This is a genomic window from Ruegeria sp. CG4, assembly GCF_056537185.1.
Map to the genome: position 1 here is coordinate 1 of NZ_JBQFRB010000003.1, position 18,035 is coordinate 18,035.

The 18,035-nt window shown below is 55.3% G+C and carries 12 protein-coding genes; 8 read left to right on the top strand and 4 right to left on the bottom strand.

Annotated features, from left to right (window positions below):
* Positions 1–287 precede the first annotated feature (287 nt).
* Together ACR0J2_RS09470 and ACR0J2_RS09475 are read left to right on the top strand one after the other, a co-directional pair.
* Positions 288–986 carry a hypothetical protein gene (locus tag ACR0J2_RS09470; protein ID WP_480812395.1) on the top strand — a complete coding sequence of 233 codons (699 nt, stop codon included), beginning with the start codon at positions 288–290 and terminating at the stop codon, positions 984–986.
* Positions 987–1,420: 434 nt separating this feature from the next.
* Positions 1,421–1,888, top strand: a complete 468-nt coding sequence (locus ACR0J2_RS09475; RefSeq protein WP_480812396.1) for a DUF3291 domain-containing protein — start codon at positions 1,421–1,423, stop codon at positions 1,886–1,888.
* A gap of 604 nt (positions 1,889–2,492) precedes the next feature.
* Here the strand turns inward: ACR0J2_RS09475 and ACR0J2_RS09480 are convergent.
* Positions 2,493–2,906, bottom strand: a complete 414-nt coding sequence (locus ACR0J2_RS09480) for a CHAP domain-containing protein (protein WP_480812397.1) — start codon at positions 2,904–2,906, stop codon at positions 2,493–2,495.
* Between the two features lie 595 nt (positions 2,907–3,501).
* Positions 3,502–3,759, bottom strand: coding sequence for a YjhX family toxin (locus ACR0J2_RS09485; RefSeq protein WP_170805862.1), 258 nt, complete (start codon positions 3,757–3,759; stop codon positions 3,502–3,504).
* A 288-nt stretch (positions 3,760–4,047) separates the two neighbouring features.
* Here ACR0J2_RS09485 and ACR0J2_RS09490 point away from each other — a divergent pair, with 288 nt between their 5' ends.
* The 5 genes from ACR0J2_RS09490 to ACR0J2_RS09510 all read left to right on the top strand — a co-directional run bounded on the left by ACR0J2_RS09490 (position 4,048) and on the right by ACR0J2_RS09510 (position 12,989).
* Positions 4,048–4,377 carry an ArsR/SmtB family transcription factor gene (locus ACR0J2_RS09490; protein WP_480442099.1) on the top strand — a complete coding sequence of 110 codons (330 nt, stop codon included), beginning with the start codon at positions 4,048–4,050 and terminating at the stop codon, positions 4,375–4,377.
* Entirely contained in the window at positions 4,338–4,775 is a 438-nt protein-coding gene (locus ACR0J2_RS09495) for a VOC family protein (protein WP_480812398.1), read from the top strand. Before ACR0J2_RS09490 ends, ACR0J2_RS09495 begins: the two co-directional genes overlap by 40 nt.
* 380 nt (positions 4,776–5,155) lie before the next feature.
* Positions 5,156–11,626, top strand: a complete 6,471-nt coding sequence (locus tag ACR0J2_RS09500; RefSeq protein ID WP_480812399.1) for a GAF domain-containing protein — start codon at positions 5,156–5,158, stop codon at positions 11,624–11,626.
* A 3-nt stretch (positions 11,627–11,629) separates the two neighbouring features.
* A complete protein-coding gene (locus tag ACR0J2_RS09505) occupies positions 11,630–11,971 on the top strand; it encodes an Hpt domain-containing protein (protein WP_480812400.1) in 342 nt (113 codons plus the stop codon).
* Positions 11,964–12,989 carry an adenylate/guanylate cyclase domain-containing protein gene (locus ACR0J2_RS09510; protein WP_480812401.1) on the top strand — a complete coding sequence of 342 codons (1,026 nt, stop codon included), beginning with the start codon at positions 11,964–11,966 and terminating at the stop codon, positions 12,987–12,989. Before ACR0J2_RS09505 ends, ACR0J2_RS09510 begins: the two co-directional genes overlap by 8 nt.
* 203 nt (positions 12,990–13,192) lie before the next feature.
* On the opposite strand, the gene ACR0J2_RS09515 is transcribed toward ACR0J2_RS09510, so the two are convergent.
* Positions 13,193–14,383, bottom strand: a complete 1,191-nt coding sequence (locus ACR0J2_RS09515; RefSeq protein ID WP_480812402.1) for an NADH:flavin oxidoreductase/NADH oxidase family protein — start codon at positions 14,381–14,383, stop codon at positions 13,193–13,195.
* Positions 14,384–14,484: 101 nt separating this feature from the next.
* On the opposite strand from ACR0J2_RS09515, the gene ACR0J2_RS09520 reads away from it, so the two are divergent.
* Positions 14,485–15,390, top strand: coding sequence for a LysR family transcriptional regulator (locus tag ACR0J2_RS09520; protein ID WP_480812403.1), 906 nt, complete (start codon positions 14,485–14,487; stop codon positions 15,388–15,390).
* A gap of 240 nt (positions 15,391–15,630) precedes the next feature.
* Here ACR0J2_RS09520 and ACR0J2_RS09525 read toward each other — a convergent pair whose 3' ends face one another.
* Positions 15,631–18,024: a 1-deoxy-D-xylulose-5-phosphate synthase N-terminal domain-containing protein gene (locus ACR0J2_RS09525; RefSeq protein ID WP_480812404.1), complete on the bottom strand. Its 2,394-nt coding sequence runs from the start codon at positions 18,022–18,024 to the stop codon at positions 15,631–15,633.
* Positions 18,025–18,035 lie beyond the last annotated feature (11 nt).

Below are 18,035 nucleotides of genomic sequence, written 5' to 3' on the forward strand. Positions count from 1 at the left end.
TAAACCACCGGCCCCGGAAACCATCGTTCAGATGGACCAAAGGCCAATCATGCACAAACAATCAAATTGGACCACACAAGCGGGGCTGATCGGTAACCCCGTGCAGATTTTTCGTGTTCTCAGTCTCTCTGATCAGGCATATTGATGCGCGTTGTCGTTAGGAGGTCACGCGTTCTTTATTTTATTTGCTGCGCTGCCATGTTCCCTAATTCGTGAGCGCTATTCCGTGGACCCAAACGGAGCTTGCGATTAGCATCAGTGATTACACAGCACGAAGGGAGACACAAATGTTGAAGTTCACCAAACGAACAACTGCCCATGGGGTTGCTGCACTCTTAATCTGCTGTTTCGCAACGGCTGCACAGGCGCAATCGGCGGGTGAGGAGATGTCGTTTTTCATCACTAGTGTGGGCAAGGGGGACGGGGCTAATCTAGGCGGCCTCGAAGGCGCCGATGCCCATTGCAATACACTCGCTTCCGCGGCCGGTTCTTCCAAAACATTTGCGGCCTATCTGAGCACCTCAATGTCCATTGATCGCAGCACCGACCCGATGACAATCACCAATGGCATTTCTGCACGCGACCGGATCGGATCGGGCCCCTGGCACAATGCCAATGGAGAGCTCATCGCCAACAATGTTGAAGACCTGCACAGCGAAAGCGTGAACATTAGTCTACAGAGCGCGCTCGACGAAAATGGTAACCCCGTCAATGGGCGTGGCAGTCAGCCGAATAAACATGACATTCTGACCGGCTCCGATTCTGCGGGATACTTCTCGACGGCAGGTGGTGACACGACTTGCAGTAACTGGACTTCCAATAGCGAGGACGGGTCTGCGATTGTTGGGCATCATGATCGTATCGGTCTCAATGACGCTCGAAACATGGTGTCCTGGAACTCATCGCACGGCTCGCGTGGATGCGGAGAAGAGCATCTGCCGCGTTCTGGCGGGGCGGGCCTGTTTTATTGCTTTGCAACTGACTGATCAGGCGGCATTGGTACGCGCGTCGTCCGTGTTGCACCTGGTATTGCCAGGTCAGTTGTTGGGCGCGCGTTCTGGAAGCGTTTTTTTGGGTGCATGCTGAGACCGAAGCATCTTGGGCCGGGCAGGACAAATTGCGAACCATGGCCCCAATCGGCGAGTGTTTGGAATTGACGGCGAAAAAGGTCGTTTTCGGGGGGAAGCAGGGACGGGGCATTTTGGTTTGGGAACGCCTGAAGAAGCCGGCGTCAGCGGCAATCCGAGAACGATCAATTCGTTCGCTATTTGACAAATGAATAAACCGCAGAGGACGAATTGAGCGATCAGCGTCGGCCTTGAACCTACGTGCCGGTTTGTATGCCATAGATCTAATATCACTGGACAGAGTCAGAACTGCTGGTGACTGTAATAGCCACTTTCAGCGGCGGAGATATTCTGTGGAACATATTGCACAAATGAACATGGGGTACTTGCTACACCCTCCAGGCGATCCCCGTATTGCTGGGTTCGAGGACAACTCAGATCGTCTGAACGCGGTCGCAGATCGATCCAAGGGCTTTATCTGGCGCCTTCAAGGAGAAGGCTATGATCTCCCGGAAAACGATACGGGTGCATTGTTTGGTCGGCCACACGTCGCTCTGGCGACACTGTCAACTTGGCAGAACTTTGAATACTTGAAACACTTTGTTCACAAGACCGTCCATGGTCAATTTCTTGATCGCAGGGCGGAGTGGTTTGAACATGTTTGTGAGCCAAGCTATGTCATCTGGCCGATCCAGGCGGGCCATATTCCGAGCCTGACAGAAGGAAAAGAAAGACTCCTTCGGTTGAGAAAAGATGGGCCAAGTCCGGAGGCTTATGACTTTGCAACTGCTAGAGATATGGTTGCAAGAAAATCAGCTTAGCGAATTCAAAGCTGACTCGACTATGGTTTGAATTGCTCCTATAACAATCTACCCTTGATTGATCTTCGGCGCGTATAAGTTGATAGAGTCGAGTTACGACAATCGCCAGTTGAGCGTGTATCGTGAACCGCGCCAACTTTTGGGCAAATTGTGCAAAGTTATGCGCAAACGTCGCGCGGAATTATGGGCGAAGACACCCAAATTTTCTGAACAAAATCAATGATGGCAATGCAGTGCTATGGGGATCCCTACACAGGTGTAGGTGCTCCCAAAGCTTTGCATTTCGCCCAAAGCTTTGCATCTTTGGCCCAAAGCTTTGGCCACGGTAACCTCCCATTGTCGGAGATCAAAGCTCAATAAATGTCGGCGAAGTTTTGTCTGGTTGCCTTCTGGTAACGCCGTTCGGGTGAAAACTTACCAATTGCTATTGCCGGACCGAAACGGGTTTTTCAAATCAAGCTTTGCATTTTTCGAGATGTCGAACGACGCAACCGTTCGTCTTCTGTGCGAGGACGGTCAGTGACCGCGCTTAACGACCGGGATGAGAATTGCGCGCGGGGTATTCTACGGGTTTACGGCGAACGAGAAGAGAAATTAGGTTGGGCTACTTGGTGGCGATCGGATATATGAATCCGTTCACCGGGTAGAAACTGCCATACCGGCCCGGCTGACTTTCGACCCGGACCAGCGTCCAGTCATTGTTTTTGGATACGTCCCTGACGCCCATTTTCAATGATACCTTATTGCGGTGCCAGTTCGCGTGGTTCACGATAACTTCCCGCTCGGTGACAATATCGGACACGACAGCCACATGGCCCAACGGCATTCCTCGGGTAGCCCGAAACGACATCACCGCACCGACAACCGGTTCATTGCCCCGCTGAAAAATATTGTGCGCCTTGCCCCACCAGTCCTTGGCGTTGCCGCGAATTTCGATGCCGCTGAGGTTTCGTGCATAGGGTACGCACCACACCCTTTGCCCCCGGGCCTGCTTTTTTGAAACCTCTCGCAACGCCATCGATTGACGTTCCGGATTGAGTTCCCTTTCGGATGGGTTTTGGGCACAGGCAGAAACAAGAATGAAAAGCCCCAACGCAATCGCGGTTCGGGCAGTGCCGAGCAAAATCGGCCGGTTCGTATTCGTTTTGCGGGCGCTGGTGTGCAAGTCGCTTCTTTGCCTGTTCGAAGACTTTCGAGGCTTTTACGGTGATCCAATCCGAAATGAAAAGAGGGTTGCCAACTCCCCGGCAAGATTTTGCCAGTTCCCTGCACCGAGTTTAGGCCAATAGCCGAGGTGGAAGACGTATTTCCCTAAAGAAGATCGAGCATTGTGCAGCTCAATGAACCCTCCGCCAAATGGATGGCGAAGGGTATGTGCAGACTACAGAGCCTAACCAAAGATTACTTTGTCATCTCCGGCTGCATGATCAGTGCGACCGCAATGGCCTTGCCATTGAGCAGCTTTGCGGTTCCGGGCCTCAACTCAAGCTGCATCCAGAATTGCGACAGGGTCAAAAGCTCAGGAGTACGGTGTCTGCTTGTTTGTCGGAACAAACTTGAACTTGGGTAAAAAGCCCGATGACTTCGATTTTCATATGGTTCATTTTTCTTTCCTATCTTTGGTTCATTTGCGCACGCACGGATTTGATCCCCAACGCGGATGCGCGGTAAGGACTGCCGTTTTTCGAACGAATGAAGCGGCGCTTCAAAAGGCGCTTGAAGACGCCAAGGCTGCAGTCGGTCAAGACATGACCGTCGCGCGTGTAACAAATGACGTCGTGGATTTTGCCGTTTTCCAGGCGCTCATGATGGATCGACCCGCCAAGGGCGAGCTCGTGCAAAACACGCTGTTCGTGCTTTGATATATTCATTGGGATGTCTCGATCTTACGAAAGCACAGAAACAGGTTCACTCAGCATCGCGCGTGAGTGTGCCTATCAATGTTGGTGTTCCTGAATTTGGGTCGCCAGGAACGGGCGTTAGGCCCGGGTCTCTTTCATAAAATCTCCGTTGCACGAGGCGGTATGCCTCAGGCGGTTGTCGACTTAGTCATCCGCCCGTCATGTGTCAAGTTGTATGAAAAATAGTCCTGGCGCGCCCATTTCTGGCATCTTCGCAGGACTCGTGAACGTCTCTTTCGGCGCAAGAAACATGCAGTAATGTTGCTGCATATTGAAGCCATGAAAGATGATCAGCTCGACCTAATCTTCAAGGCACTTTCCGACAGCACCCGCCGCCGCATCATCGACCGTCTGAGCAGGCAACCTGCCCAGTCGCTGTTCGAAGTTTGCGCCGCATCGGTTGCGGAGGATGGTGTTGCGTTGTCCCGGCAGACGGTTTCCCAGCATCTGGCGGTGTTGGAGAAGGCAGGCTTGATCGAAGTTGAATGGAAGGGTCGGACAAAAACGCACTCCTTGCGCGTGAGCGATGAGCACATCGCGGCCGCATCATGGCTTACAAATTACAAACCAAATGGATCCAAGACATGAAAATCTACGTAACCAGCATATTTGTTGATGACCAAGACAAAGCTGAGAAGTTTTACACTGAAACCCTGGGGTTCAAGGTCAAGCACAATATCTCATTGGGCGAAAACCGTTGGTTGACGGTCGTATCAAAGGAAGATCCCGAAGGGACTGAGTTGCTGCTTGAACCAAGCGACCACCCGGCGGTGGGGCCTTACAAAGCAGCCCTTGTTGCAGACGGCATCGCCGCACATTCATTTCAGGTCCAGGACCTTGATGCTGAGTACAAGAGGCTGAAAAATCTGGGCGTGGATTTCGTCACCGAACCGATGGATGCGGGGGCAGTTCACATGGCTGTTTTTGATGACACGTGCGGAAATCTCATTCAGCTCATCCAAATGAAGGACGTCGCCTCCGCCTGAGGCTCGTGCGGATCAGTTTGCGATAGGCGCGAACGACGGAATACCTTTCTCCCGAAGATGATGGGATCGCTGTTGCCAACACAATTCAACGCGCGCATGTCGAGCACACGCATCGACAAGTCCCAAACGCTTTCTTTGTTGAATCCAGATTTTTCAATGAAGTGCTAACAGAACACCTGAAAAAGGTGCCGACGGCAGCTCGCTTCGTCATGTGTGTTTTGGCACGGCTCATCTGAAATGATCAGATCATGTGCCCTTGGGCTGTTTGCGGGGCAACGCTGATTCCGGGACCCGCGAAGAAAACTCAGTGACTTCTATCTCATGCTCTCTAAACTCGAACCTGGTACTTTTCATGAGTTGACTGGGGAGCTTAACCTCACGTGGGTGAAAAAAGACCATCAGGAGAGACGGCAGGTCCTGCGTCGTCATCCGCGCAAATTGAGGGGTTCAGCGTCGCTGATCAGCAGGCGCGGTTCGAAGCGACTGCGCGGGTTATGCAGGCAATCTCCGAGACCAAGGATGACGTGCAACCGGTCTGCGATCTGATTGTAACGCTGGCAAAAGATCTCTGCGACGCTTTCTTCGCCGGTCTGGTTCTGGGGCGAGAAGGGGATGCCCTTCAGCAACTGGTGGCCAGCGTTAATCTGCACCCGGACATTCAACAGCTCTGGCTCGACGGTAAGTACACCATGGAGCCGGGCAATTCCCTTGTGACCGATACCATTCTCAGCGGCGAGACCAAACGCGTTGTCGATATGGGAGATACCGACTTTCACAAGTCCGGTGATGAGCGTTTTAAGCTGATTGTCGACACACATGGATGCCGCAGCAATCTGTTTGTTCCATTGAAACTGGATGGCTCGGCAATCGGGTGTTTGATGTTGGCGCGAAACGAAGTGCGCCCATACACCGATGATCAGGTTCGGCTGGTGGAAACATTCGCCGCGCAAGCCGTGATCGCAATCGAGAATGTTCGCCAATTCCGCGAATTGCAGACCCGTCTGGCGCGCGAGGGCGCCACGCGCGAAGTGCTTGAGGTAATTAGCCGTTCTCGGGAGGATGAAGCTCCGGTCTTTCAAACGATCCTCGAAAACACCGCCCGGCTGTGTGAAACCGATGTCGCGACGCTGAGCCTTTTGAATGAAGCGGGAACGCATCTAGAATACGCCGCCCATTACGGCGATCAATTGGCCACGTACGAGGTCGGTGTAGATCGCTGGTCGTTGGACTCAAATCTTCAGATTGCCGAGTCTGTGCGGGAAGCGCGGGTTATTCACAACGTCGATTTACGCCTGACAGACCATTACATTAACGGGGACCCTTGGCGCCGTCAGTTGGTTGATGAAGAAGGTGTCCGCTCGTTTCTGACAGTCCCTCTGATTTCAGTGGACGGCGACCCGGTTGGCGTCATCGGGATTTATCGGCGCGAAGTACGCCCTTTCACCGATGACGAGATTGCTTTGGTCGAGAGCTTTGCAGCTCAGGCTGTCATCGCCATCGACAATACACGCCAAATGACAGAGCTGCACACTCAGTTGGAACGCCAAACGGCGACGCGGGAAGTTCTGACAGTGATCAGCAAAAGCCGGGACGACGATGCGCGGGTCTTTGAGGTGGTTCTTCAGCAGGCCACTCAGGTTTGTGGTGCGGATCAGGCCGCACTCATTCTGGTAAACTCTGCTGGAACCTGCGGAAGGCTCGTGGCGGCTTGGGGTCACCAAAAAGAAGGGGCTGAAATAGGAACGGAGTGGCCTCTCGAAGGTTCGTTTACAGCCGCTATCGCGATAAGAACAGGTCAGGTAGTTCGCGTCGACGATATAGCTGACACAGATTACTATCGCTCGGGCAATCCAACGGCGGTTGCGATGGTTGAGGTAGAAGGCATTCGGTCCCGCGTTGCAGTTCCGTTGATGCAGGGGGGGCAGGCCATCGGGGCCATCGCGGTCAGCCGCCGCGAGGTGCGCCCATTCGCCGACCCTGACGTTCACCTAATCGATGAATTCGCCAGACACGCGGTGATTGCCATCGAGAACACGCGCCAGTTTCGCGAAGTTCAGGAACGGCTTGAGCGGGAGAAAGCGTCGCGAGAAATCCTTGAAGTCATCAGTCGCAGCCGCGACGACGACAAGCCGGTCTTCCACAGCATTCTCGAAAATGCCAGCCGTTTGTGCAAGGCACCGCTGGCCTTCTTGTGTGTCGCTGATCACGAACGCGGGCTTGCGACGATCCCGGCCAATATTGGCGCGAGAACCGATTTTGATGAAGCGCTCAGGGAATTCACCGAGCCTTTGACACGTACGGAACTGATCGCAATCAGGCCCATGGTCGATGGGCAGGTCATTCGTCGGGACAACATCGCCGATGATCCGCTTTATTACCGGGACCGCGACCCGAAACGGGTTCAAATGGTCGAGATCGAAGGAGCCCGCTCGGTTCTTGCGGTTCCGTTGATGAAAGGCGGCACCGGACTTGGGGTGATCGTGCTCTATCGCCGTGAAGTTGCACCGTTCTCAGATGACGACGTCGCTCTGGTCCAGACCTTTGCGGCCCAGGCTGTGATAGCAATGGAGAATGTTCGCCAGTTTCGGGAGGTCCAGGACCGCACGGCAGAAGTTACGCAAGCGCTGGAATACCAGACGTCCACATCTGAAGTGCTGCGGGTTATTTCGGCGTCGCCAAACGAGTTGTCCCCCGTTCTCGATGCCATCCTCAAAGAGGCGTCGCGCATCTGCGAATTGCAGGATGCCTATGTTGCGATGTTGAATCCGGACGACGGACTATTTCACGTTCACTCGACGCTCACTCAGGACACGGCTTTTGCGGACTACGTCAAATCACACCCTATTTCGCCCAGTGAGAGCGGTGTAAGCGGGCGGGCCATTCTGTCCAAATGCACAATCTATATCGAAGATGTCGAAGCGGACCCGTCCTACACATGGATGGAAGAAAGCGGCGTCGGTGAATACAAATCACTGCTTGGGGTGCCGTTGGTCAAGAACGGCAAGGTCGTGGGCGTATTATCGCTCGGGTCGCCGGAAGTTTCCGGGTTTTCCAAGAAACAGATTCAATTGCTTCAAACTTTCGCAGACCAGGCCATTATCGCCATCACAAACGCGAACCTATTCCGCGAGGTTGAGAAACGCACTGCGGAAGTAGAGCAAGCGCTGGAATACCAGACCGCCACGTCAGACGTGTTGTCGGTCATATCGCGCTCTCCGAACGAGTTGGAGCCGGTACTTGAGGAAATCCTGAAGGTCGCAAGCCGGATCTGCGAACCAAAATACGCAGCGATTTCGATCCTCAATCCGGAAGACAATCTTTACCACACGGACATCATGCTCGATTTTGACAGTGTTTTCATGAAGTTCATGAAGGCCAACCCTGTTCCGGCCGGTCACGGGAGCGGAATTGGCCAAACAGCAGCCCGAGGGGAAACAGTCTATTACAAGGACACGGAAGCTGACGAATACGCATGGAAAGAGGCAGCTCGCATCGGAAAGTACCGTTCGCTGTTAGGCGTCCCGCTGATCAAGGGCAAAGTGGTGGTCGGCGTGATCGTGCTCTGCCACGACAAGGTCGCGCCATTCAATTCAAAGCAGATCTCTCTATTAGAGACTTTTGCGGCCCAGGCCGTGATTGCGATCAACAATACCCAGTTGTTCGAAGAAGTTCAGGCACGTACGGCCGAAGTGGAAGAGACACTGAAGTACCAGACAGCCACGTCAGAAGTGCTGGATGTCATCTCCCGCTCGCCCAATGATCTGCCGCCGGTGCTGGATGCCATCCTCGAGGTCTCTTCGCGCATATGTTCGCCTGAATATGCATTCTTCGCGATGCGGGACCCAGACGACGGGCTGTACCGGGTGGTCATGTCCCACAACGTGAGCGATGCGTTTCTGAAGTTCCTGTCAGACAACCCCATAGCTCCGGAAGAAGGCTCGTGCATAGGGCGAACGGCGTTGCATGGAAAAACAGTCTACATCGAGGATACGCGCAACGATCCGACTTACACATGGAAACAAGCGGCCGAGATGGGCGATTACCTGACCACTTTGGGCGTTCCGCTTGTCAAAAACGGTCTGACGCTTGGGGTCATCGTCATGGCGCACCGGCAGGCTTCGGCGTTTAACGACAAAAAGATCAGCCTTTTGGAAACCTTTGCGTCTCAGGCACTGATCGCCATCAACAACACGCAGCTTTTCGAGGAAGTGCAGGCGCGCACCGCAGAAGTCGAAGAGGCCTTGCAGTACCAGACTGCCACGACTGAAGTTCTCGAGGTGATTTCCAGATCTCCTGACGCATTGGAACCCGTGCTGGAAGCGTTGCTGGCAGTTTCGTCCCGTATCTGCCGTCTTCAGGATGCCTTCGTCGCCTTGAAGAAACCAGAGGACGGGAAGTATCATTTCTTTGCGGGGCACAACCTGTCAGACGGATTTACCGAGTTTCTGAAGGCGCACCCATTTGAACCGGGGAACTCATCGGCGACCGCGCGTGCACTTCTTCGTGGACAGGCCGACTATGTCGAGGATACGCAGGCAGACCCTCTTTATGATCCGGTTCTGAAGTCGAACCTCGAAGGGTATCGATCCGTTCTTTCCGTGCCTCTGATACGTGACGGTGCCACAATTGGTGTCATCAGCATGGGCAGCCGAACGGCTTCTGCTTTTGACGAAAAGCAAATCAAGCAAATGGAGACATTCGCGTCGCAGGCGATTATCGCGATCCAGAATTCTCAATTGTTCAATGACACGCAAACTGCGCTCGCGCGTCAAACGGCGAGTGCTGATGTACTAAGGGTGATCAGCCAATCGCCTACGGATACAACGCCTGTTTTTGAAATGATCGTAGAGTCCGCGACCCGGCTTGTTTCGTGTGATATGGCGATTGCAACCTTGGCCGATGAGTCATCCTGGTGGCAAGTGGCCGTGGCTTCACCGCTCGGGTTGATACGCGACTTCGGACAGTCCCGTCACCCGCTTGATCCACAAGACAATTTCCAGTCATCGGTATTAATGTCGGGAAGAACACGGCATGTTTCCGATTTTTCATCACATGAACTGCCGAGATTGGCGAAAAAACTGCATAAGGAAAACGGAACAGAGGCTTACCTGGGTGTTCCGTTGATGCGTGCCGGCACCTGCCTGGGTGGCCTTGTGTTCATCAGGAAAACGAAAAAGCCATTTTCGGATGACGATATCGCCATGGCGGAGTCTTTCGCCGACCAGGCTGTCATAGCAATTGAGAATGTGCGCCTATTCCGAGAAGCTGAAGAAGCGCGCAAGGCCGCGGAAGAGGCCAACGAAGCCAAAAGCGCCTTCCTGGCCACCATGTCCCACGAAATCCGAACTCCGATGAACGCCGTGATCGGGATGAGCGGGCTTTTGATGGATACCGAGTTGGATGCGGAGCAGAGCGATTATGCCAATACGATCCGCGACAGCGGCGATGCGCTATTGGGTATCATCAACGAAATTCTCGATTTCTCAAAAATCGAGGCCGGGCAAATGGATATCGAGAACCATCCGTTCGATTTGCGTGAATGCATAGAAAGCGCGCTGGATTTAATCAGCGGCAAAGCTGCCGAAAAACAGCTCGATTTGGCCTATGAGTTCGACGACGCTCTGCCCCCGGCGATCAGCGCCGACTTGACCCGACTGCGGCAAATTCTGCTGAACCTTCTGTCTAACGCCGTGAAGTTCACAGAAAGCGGCGAAGTGGTTCTGTCCGTTGAGCGAACAGCCAAGGAGCAGGGCGCGCTGGAACTCACGTTCAAAGTTCGCGACACCGGAATAGGCCTGTCTGACAAGGGCATGCGCCGTCTGTTTCAATCTTTCAGCCAGGCAGACAGTTCAACGACCCGCAAATATGGTGGCACTGGTCTGGGTCTTGCGATCTCCAAGCGTCTTGCAGAGCTTATGGGCGGGACAATGTGGGCGGAAAGCAAAGGCGAAGGGCGTGGTTCTACCTTTGTGTTCAAGATCCGGGCCAAAGCGGCGAAACCAGTGAAGTCATCATCTCGCAATCTGGTTGGCGTTCAGCCCGAGCTTGAGGGCAAACGCATTCTGATGGTGGACGACAACGCCACCAATCGCAAAATCCTGGCTCTCCAAACCGAGAAGTGGGGCACCCAAACCACGACGTGTGAAACTCCGTCCGAAGCGCTGGGCCTGCTCGGTAACACCGACCGGTTCGATCTGGCCATCCTCGACATGCATATGCCGGAAATGGATGGTGAGGAACTTGCAGGAAAGATCCGCACAAAGCAGCCGGCACTGCCGATGATCCTATTCAGTTCACTCGGCCAGCGCGACATGGATCTTGAGGATGGGTTGTTTGCCGCCAACCTTGCCAAACCATTACGTCAATCGCAGCTATTCGATACGTTGGTCACATTGTTTGCGACCCAAAAGGTGCAACTGAAAGTGGCCAAACCCCCGGACAAACCCCAAACAGACCCCGATATGGCAAAGCGCCACCCCCTGCGCATATTGCTGGCGGAAGACAATTTGGTGAACCAGAAACTCGCCCTCCGCCTGTTGGAGCAGATGGGGTATCGTGCGGATTTGGCCAGCAACGGCGCTGAGGCCGTTGAAAGCGTGAACCGGCAAACATACGACGTCGTGTTCATGGATGTGCAGATGCCCGAAATGGACGGGTTGGAGGCGTCCCGCCGGATCAACAAGGCGTTCCCCGATGGCAGCCGTCCTCGCATAATTGCCATGACTGCGAACGCGATGCAGGGCGATCGCGAGATGTGTCTGGACGCCGGTATGGATGATTACATCACCAAACCGATCCGAGTCCCCGTTTTAATTGAAGCCCTTTTGAACTCCCCCCGAACAAGAAGGTGATCCATGACAGATAACCCAATTGATCATGAAATCTTCATGGAACTCAAAGACGCGACAGGCGAAGACTTTGCTGCCGAGCTTGTGAACACCTTTCTCGACGAAGCCCCCGGAATGATTAGCGAATTGAAAGCAGCTGCGGGTGCGGCCGATGCCGACAGATACCGTCGGGCCGCACATTCCATCAAATCCAATGCAAACACATTTGGTGCAACGGCGCTTGCTGAACTGGCCAGGAAAGTCGAGCTTGGAAAGCCGCCCGTGGCCGGCGATCTTACGGATGCGAACGCGTTGGAGGCGGCCCTTAACTCCGCAGCAGCGGCGCTTCGGAGCTTGGTTGATGACTGACGCCCCCGGACATCTGCTCATTGTCGACGACAACAAGGTCAATCGCTTGCTGTTGTCCCGGAATGTCGAGCTTTTGGGTCACCAGGCTTCGGTGGCGGAAAACGGTCGGGTTGCAATGGAGATGCTGTCCAGTCAGCCTTTTGACCTGCTTCTTCTCGATATTGAAATGCCGGAAATGGACGGATTCCAGGTTCTTGAGGCGATCAAGTCGGACACCGACCTGCGCGATCTGCCAGTGATTGTGACCTCATCTGTCGAAGGGCTCGACAATGTGGTGCGCTGCATTGAATTGGGGGCCGAAGACTACTTGCCGAAACCGGTCAACAAGACGCTTCTCAGTGCACGCGTTTCCAGTGGCCTCGAAAAGAAAAGACTGCGGGACGAACAGAAACGTCTGCTTGAACGCTTTGCAACCACCGAAGTAGCCCAGGACCTGCAAGCGTCTGGCTTTGCCATCGGCGGAAAACGTGCCAACGCGTCGGTTTTGTTTTGCGATATCCGCGGCTTCACGACGTTGTCGGAAAACCTCGCGCCGGAGGAAACCATTGATCTGCTCAATACCTTCTACACTTTGATGTTCGAGGCTGTGACCAGCAATGGAGGCATTGTCAGCCTGATGCTGGGAGACGGTTTGATGGCGCTTTTCGGGGTTCCGCAACACCTGCCCAACTCTGCGCAAAGTGCCGTGGCGGCGGGGCATGAGATGCACAACATGATCGAAATGTTAAATCTCGAACGGCGCGCGGAAGGGAAAGATGCCTTGAAGATCGGCATCGGAATCGCAACCGGCGAGGTTGTTGCCGGATATGCCGGCACGGACAACCGGGCGACGTATACTTGCATCGGATCGACCGTAAACCTTGCGGCCCGTCTTGAAGCGGAAACCCAGCGAACCGGTAGCCGAATTTTGATAGATCAGGAAACACTGGGGCTGTTGGAAGGCGCCCATGTGGAGAAGACATTCGGCGGAACGAAGATCAAAGGTTTCTCTGATCCGTTCGACATTCACGCGCTTTGAAGGGTCGAGCAAACCTGGGACAAATGTCCGTTTTTTTTGATTGGTTTCAGAGGTGCGAAGCCAACATTGCGGAAGTTCCCAAAACATCTGTTGGATAGACGGTGGTTTGCGGTGTTGGCGCTTTTCGGAATAGATCGGCGTAGAAGCCACGACAGTATCTGCGCCCTCGTCGATTATGCCCGACGTGTTCGGAGGCAGGAGGGTCAAACAAACTTCTCGTTCCAAATCCCTACACGCTGATCGTCGCGGTTTTCATATTCGGCGATAGCCTGGAAAATATCCCTATCCACCGGCCCGTCCCGATCTTCTCCGTAATCCGTCATTCGCATGGTGAACCATGCGGTCATCCCACCCGACGGCAAAGTGGCGAAGCGAGGGAAGACCGGGTCACTTTCCCCAGCCTGCCAAGTGCTGGGCAAATCAGGGTCCAGGATGAAACCGCGTGCCATGCCGACCGCATCCACATCCCCTGATTTGACTGCGGCGTCTGCTTCTGATCGATGCTTGAACCCTCCGGTCACCATGAGTGGGGTCTTGGTCAACCGCCGTGCGGCGCGCGCGAAGTCGAGGAAGTAGGGACCTTTGGTTGACCGTTCGGAACTAGATGGCGCGCCGGGAAAATAGGTCCCACCGCTGATGTCCAGCAGATCGACGCCTTTGCCGTCCAACCCGGCAACCACCCTGAGCGCGTCTTGTTCCGTCAGTCCGCCGTCAAGCTGGTCAGTGGCGCTCAGTTTGACCGCGACTGTGAAATCAGACGGCACCGCAGAGCGCACAGACTCAACGGTTTCGATCAGCAACCGCATCCGCGCGTGGATCGGGCCACCATAGGCATCCGTTCGACGGTTGAAGAGGGGAGAGAGGAACTGGCTCAACAAAAATCCGTGCGCTGCATGGATCTGGACACCGCCAAACCCCAGATCGGCAGACCGACGGGCTGTGCGGGCAAATTTTTCTGGAATGGTCCTGATCTCGGCAAGCGACATGGCTTCACTGCTGAAATCAGGGAAATCGATAGCGCTTGGGCCTTTGGGATGACCGATCGGTCGATGCGCGAGCGCCCCGGCGTGGCCAAGTTGCAGCCAAAGCTGCGCCCCGTTGACCGAGCCACGGCGGGCCAGATCCCTGAAAGCCGCCATATCGGCCGCCTCGTCGAGCACGAGATTACCCGGTTTTTCGGGGTAACGCGGATCCCCCTGCACTTCACCGATGATCGACGCCGCCAAACCACCCTCGGCCCAGCGTTCATAGAGACGCATCTGGGCGGCGGTCGGGTTGCCCCGGCCATCCGCCAGCGAATCCGACATGGCCGATTTGACGATCCGGTTCTTCAAAACACGCCCGTTCGGCAGGGTGAACGGGCTAAAAAGGGAGGTGTTCGAAGCGATGGGCAAGGTATTTCTCCTTGGTTTATTGGCCTCCACCATAGATAATTTGGAAAGTTTGCGCCGATAATCCGGTATCTTGGATCAACTTTTAATAGTTTTTGGAATAAATGTCGCAAAAAACGGAACTGGAAATCCTTCTGGCCGTGGTTGACCACGGCAGTTTTTCGGCCGCGGCCCGAGTGTTGGGGTACACCCCGTCTGCGGTGGGCAAACGGGTGCACCTGTTGGAGCAGAGGTTGCGGGTGCCGCTTCTTGTCCGCTCGACCCGGCGCATGGCATTGACGGAGGCCGGACAACGATATGTAGAGGAAGCGAGGGATCTTCTTGCCCGCCTGACAGCCTTGGAAGAGGACATTGCCGATGATGCCGGTAACTTGCGCGGTGTGATCCGTGTGACAAGCTCGGCGGCTCTTGGCCAATTACATGTCGTCCCTCTGGTGATCGAATTCATGGAGCTTAATCCCGAGGTCGAAATCGAGCTGTTGCTGACGGACAAGATCATTGATCTGGTGGGCGACGGCTTCGATCTCGCAATCCGCAGCGGCATCTTGCCGGACTCGTCCCTCGTGTCACGGAAACTGATGGACAATCAGCGGATCCCATGTGCCGCGCCCGGTTATCTTGAGCGGAGCGGAGTTCCACTGGAACCCGAGGACTTGACTGCGCACAGATGCCTGCGCCTCGGGCCGGCAAAATATCTGTCGGATTGGGGCTTCAAACGAACGGGTGGCGGCATGTCGCGGCTCGGGTCGGGGTTTTCCTGCAATAGTCTGGAAGCGCTCCGTTCGGCGTGCTGTGCGGGACGCGGCATAGCGTGGTTGCCGGAGTTTCTGATATCCGACGACTTGCGCACAGGTCGCCTGTGTCCGGTTCTGTCGGATCACGCGGAGCCTAGCGCCGGCGGTGGGGTCTTCGTACTGCGACCGGAAATGCCCTTCCTGCCACGGCGCGTTCGGACCCTGATTGACTTCCTCGTGGATGGTTTCGCGGACAAGGAATTCGGTCACGGATAGCAGGTTGAAAATTTGGCTGGCCTTTTCAAATTGATTTCCGAACAGCAACAGCCCGGTTGCCGTCGGATTGGAGATGGTTTCCGGGATCAAGAAGAAGACCCAGAGGTCCGGTCCGAATTGCAAGGATCGGCGCAAGCTGGTCAAAATCAAACCGGCAATACTTGGATCGCAATTTCGCGCCGGGGTGAGACGTCTTTGACCAAGGGGCCTCACCCTGCAAAACGCTGCGATCAGAGGGTGTTAGTACCTAACAAAGCTGATGCTCGGTTGGTGCATTGGTTTACCATCAGTCAATCCGCTCACCTTTTCGATGATGGCATCGGCGTCAATGCCGTGGTGACGATAGAGGTCGCCGATCGTGCCGGTCTGACCGAAGTGCTCGACACCCATTGGAATCGTCGGATGTCCATGCACGGACCCCAGCCAGGACAGGGTCGCAGGATGCCCGTCGATCACCGTGATCAGTTTGCAGTGACGCGGAAGGTCAGACATCAGGGCTTCGATGTGGGACAGCGCCGCCTTGTTTCCGCGTGACCGTGCCCGTTGGGCGGCGGTCCATCCGGCATTCAACCGATCGGCGGACGTGACGGCCAGAACACCGATGTCCCGGCGGCCTTCACCAATTGCTCCTGCGGCTTTGATCGCCTCTGGCGCAATTGCCCCCTGATAGGCGATTACGACCTCGCAATTGGGTCCAGGTTTGCGTAGCCAATACGCTCCATCGATCGCACCCTGACGGAATTCGTCGTCCACGCGTTTGCCGGGCTGTTCGATCGGGTTGGTCGTCAGGCGCAGGTAGATCGACCCTCCGGTTTCATCACGCAGCCAGGTGCGCTCGTCCGGTTGTCCCTCGCCGTCGCGCTGGATGTAGTCGAAGGCCCATTCCATGATCACCGCCAACTCGTCGGCAAAGGCGGGTTCAAATGCGGCCAGCCCATCCTGGCTCATCCCGATCAGGGGGGTGCCGACGGACTGGTGCGCCCCACCTTCCGGAGCCAGTGTAACCCCCGACGGCGTGCCCACCAGTATGAAGCGCGCGTCCTGGTAGCAGGCATAGTTCAATGCATCGAGTCCGCGGCAGACAAAGGGGTCATAAACCGTTCCAATCGGGATCAGCCGCTTTCCAAACAGGGAATGCGAAAGACCCGCCGCGCCCAGCAACAGCATCAGGTTCATTTCAGCGATCCCGAGCTCGATATGCTGCCCTTCCGGCGTGAACTCCCATTTTGCCGTCGAGGGGATACGATGTTCGACAAAGGCGTCGGTCTGTTCGGAACGTGCGAAAAGCTTGCGACGGTTCACCCACGGCCCAAGATTGGTGGTGCCGGTTACGTCAGGCGACGTTGTCACAATGCGTTCGGCCAGTTGGCTATCGCCCTTGGACAAGGCGTCCAGAATCTTTCCGAAAGCCATCTGGGTTGAAATCTCGCGGCTGATGTCGATCCCTATTGGTGGCACATCCAGCTTGTCATCCAGATAGCGCCGCGGACCTTTGGCAAAGAATGGCACTTTGGACAGGAAGTCTTTCAGGGCTTCAGGGTTCTCGACTGCAGCGAGCGGATTCCATTCCTCACCCTCAAGCACGCCCATATGGGCCTGCCACGCGGCAAACTGACTGTTGTTCATCAACCCGCCGTGGTTGTCCTTGTGACCGGCAATGGGCGTGCCCCAGCCCTTTACCGTATAGGCTAGAAAGCAAGTCGGGCGATCATGTTCGATCGCGGCAAAGGTCCGGGACATGGTCTCGACGCAGTTGCCGCCGAGGTTTTCCATCAAGGCCGCCAGTTCCGCGTCCGTGCGCCGTTCGATAAGCGCCGTAACGTCTCCCTGATCACCCAGATCATCCATCAGGCGCTGGCGCCACACCGCACCTCCCATGAACGTCAGGGCCGAATAGTCCTGATTGGGGCAGGCGTCGATCCAGTTCCGCAACCGGTCCCCTCCGGGCTCTTCGAATGCAGCGCGTTGCAGGACGCCGTATTTCACGCGAACGACATCCCAGCCAAAAGCATCAAAGATCTTCTCGATCCGCTCGAACAGCCCTTCGCGTACGATCCCATCCAGTGACTGGCGATTGTAGTCGATGATCCACCAGGTGTTGCGCAGGTCGTTCTTCCACCCTTCCTGCAACGCCTCGTAGATGTTGCCTTCGTCCAGCTCGGCATCGCCGACCAGTGCAACCATGCGACCCAACGGGGCGTCTGCGCCCCAACTTTTGGCCTTGATGTAATCCTGAATGATCGAGGCAAACGAGGTGATTGCGACACCCAGGCCCACTGATCCGGTCGAGAAGTCTACGTCATCGATATCCTTGGTTCGGCTGGGGTAGCTCTGAACACCGCCAAATCCGCGGAAGTTTTCCATTTTCTCGCGGGTCTGGTTGCCCATGAGGTACTGCATCGCGTGAAAGACCGGCGACGCGTGGGGTTTGACGGCGACCCTGTCCTCCGGCCGCAGGGCCGAGAAATAGAGCGCCGTCATGATCGATACCATCGAGGCGGACGAGGCCTGATGACCACCGATCTTGATCCCATCCACCTTGGGCCGGACATGGTTGGCATGGTGGATCATCCAATGCGACAACCACAGCAGGCGTTGTTCAACGATTTTCAACTGGGTGGGATCAATGTGCATGGCGGTCTCCG

Bases quoted from the DNA above. Each gene is read 5' to 3' on its own strand.
- ACR0J2_RS09470 (WP_480812395.1), top strand. From the start codon at position 288: ATGTTGAAGTTCACCAAACGAACAACTGCCCATGGGGTTGCTGCACTC.
- ACR0J2_RS09480 (WP_480812397.1), bottom strand. From the start codon at position 2,906: ATGGCGTTGCGAGAGGTTTCAAAAAAGCAGGCCCGGGGGCAAAGGGTG.
- ACR0J2_RS09485 (WP_170805862.1), bottom strand. From the start codon at position 3,759: ATGAATATATCAAAGCACGAACAGCGTGTTTTGCACGAGCTCGCCCTT.
- ACR0J2_RS09490 (WP_480442099.1), top strand. From the start codon at position 4,048: ATGTTGCTGCATATTGAAGCCATGAAAGATGATCAGCTCGACCTAATC.
- ACR0J2_RS09495 (WP_480812398.1), top strand. From the start codon at position 4,338: ATGGCTTACAAATTACAAACCAAATGGATCCAAGACATGAAAATCTAC.
- ACR0J2_RS09505 (WP_480812400.1), top strand. From the start codon at position 11,630: ATGACAGATAACCCAATTGATCATGAAATCTTCATGGAACTCAAAGAC.
- ACR0J2_RS09510 (WP_480812401.1), top strand. From the start codon at position 11,964: ATGACTGACGCCCCCGGACATCTGCTCATTGTCGACGACAACAAGGTC.
- ACR0J2_RS09520 (WP_480812403.1), top strand. From the start codon at position 14,485: ATGTCGCAAAAAACGGAACTGGAAATCCTTCTGGCCGTGGTTGACCAC.
- ACR0J2_RS09525 (WP_480812404.1), bottom strand. From the start codon at position 18,024: ATGCACATTGATCCCACCCAGTTGAAAATCGTTGAACAACGCCTGCTG.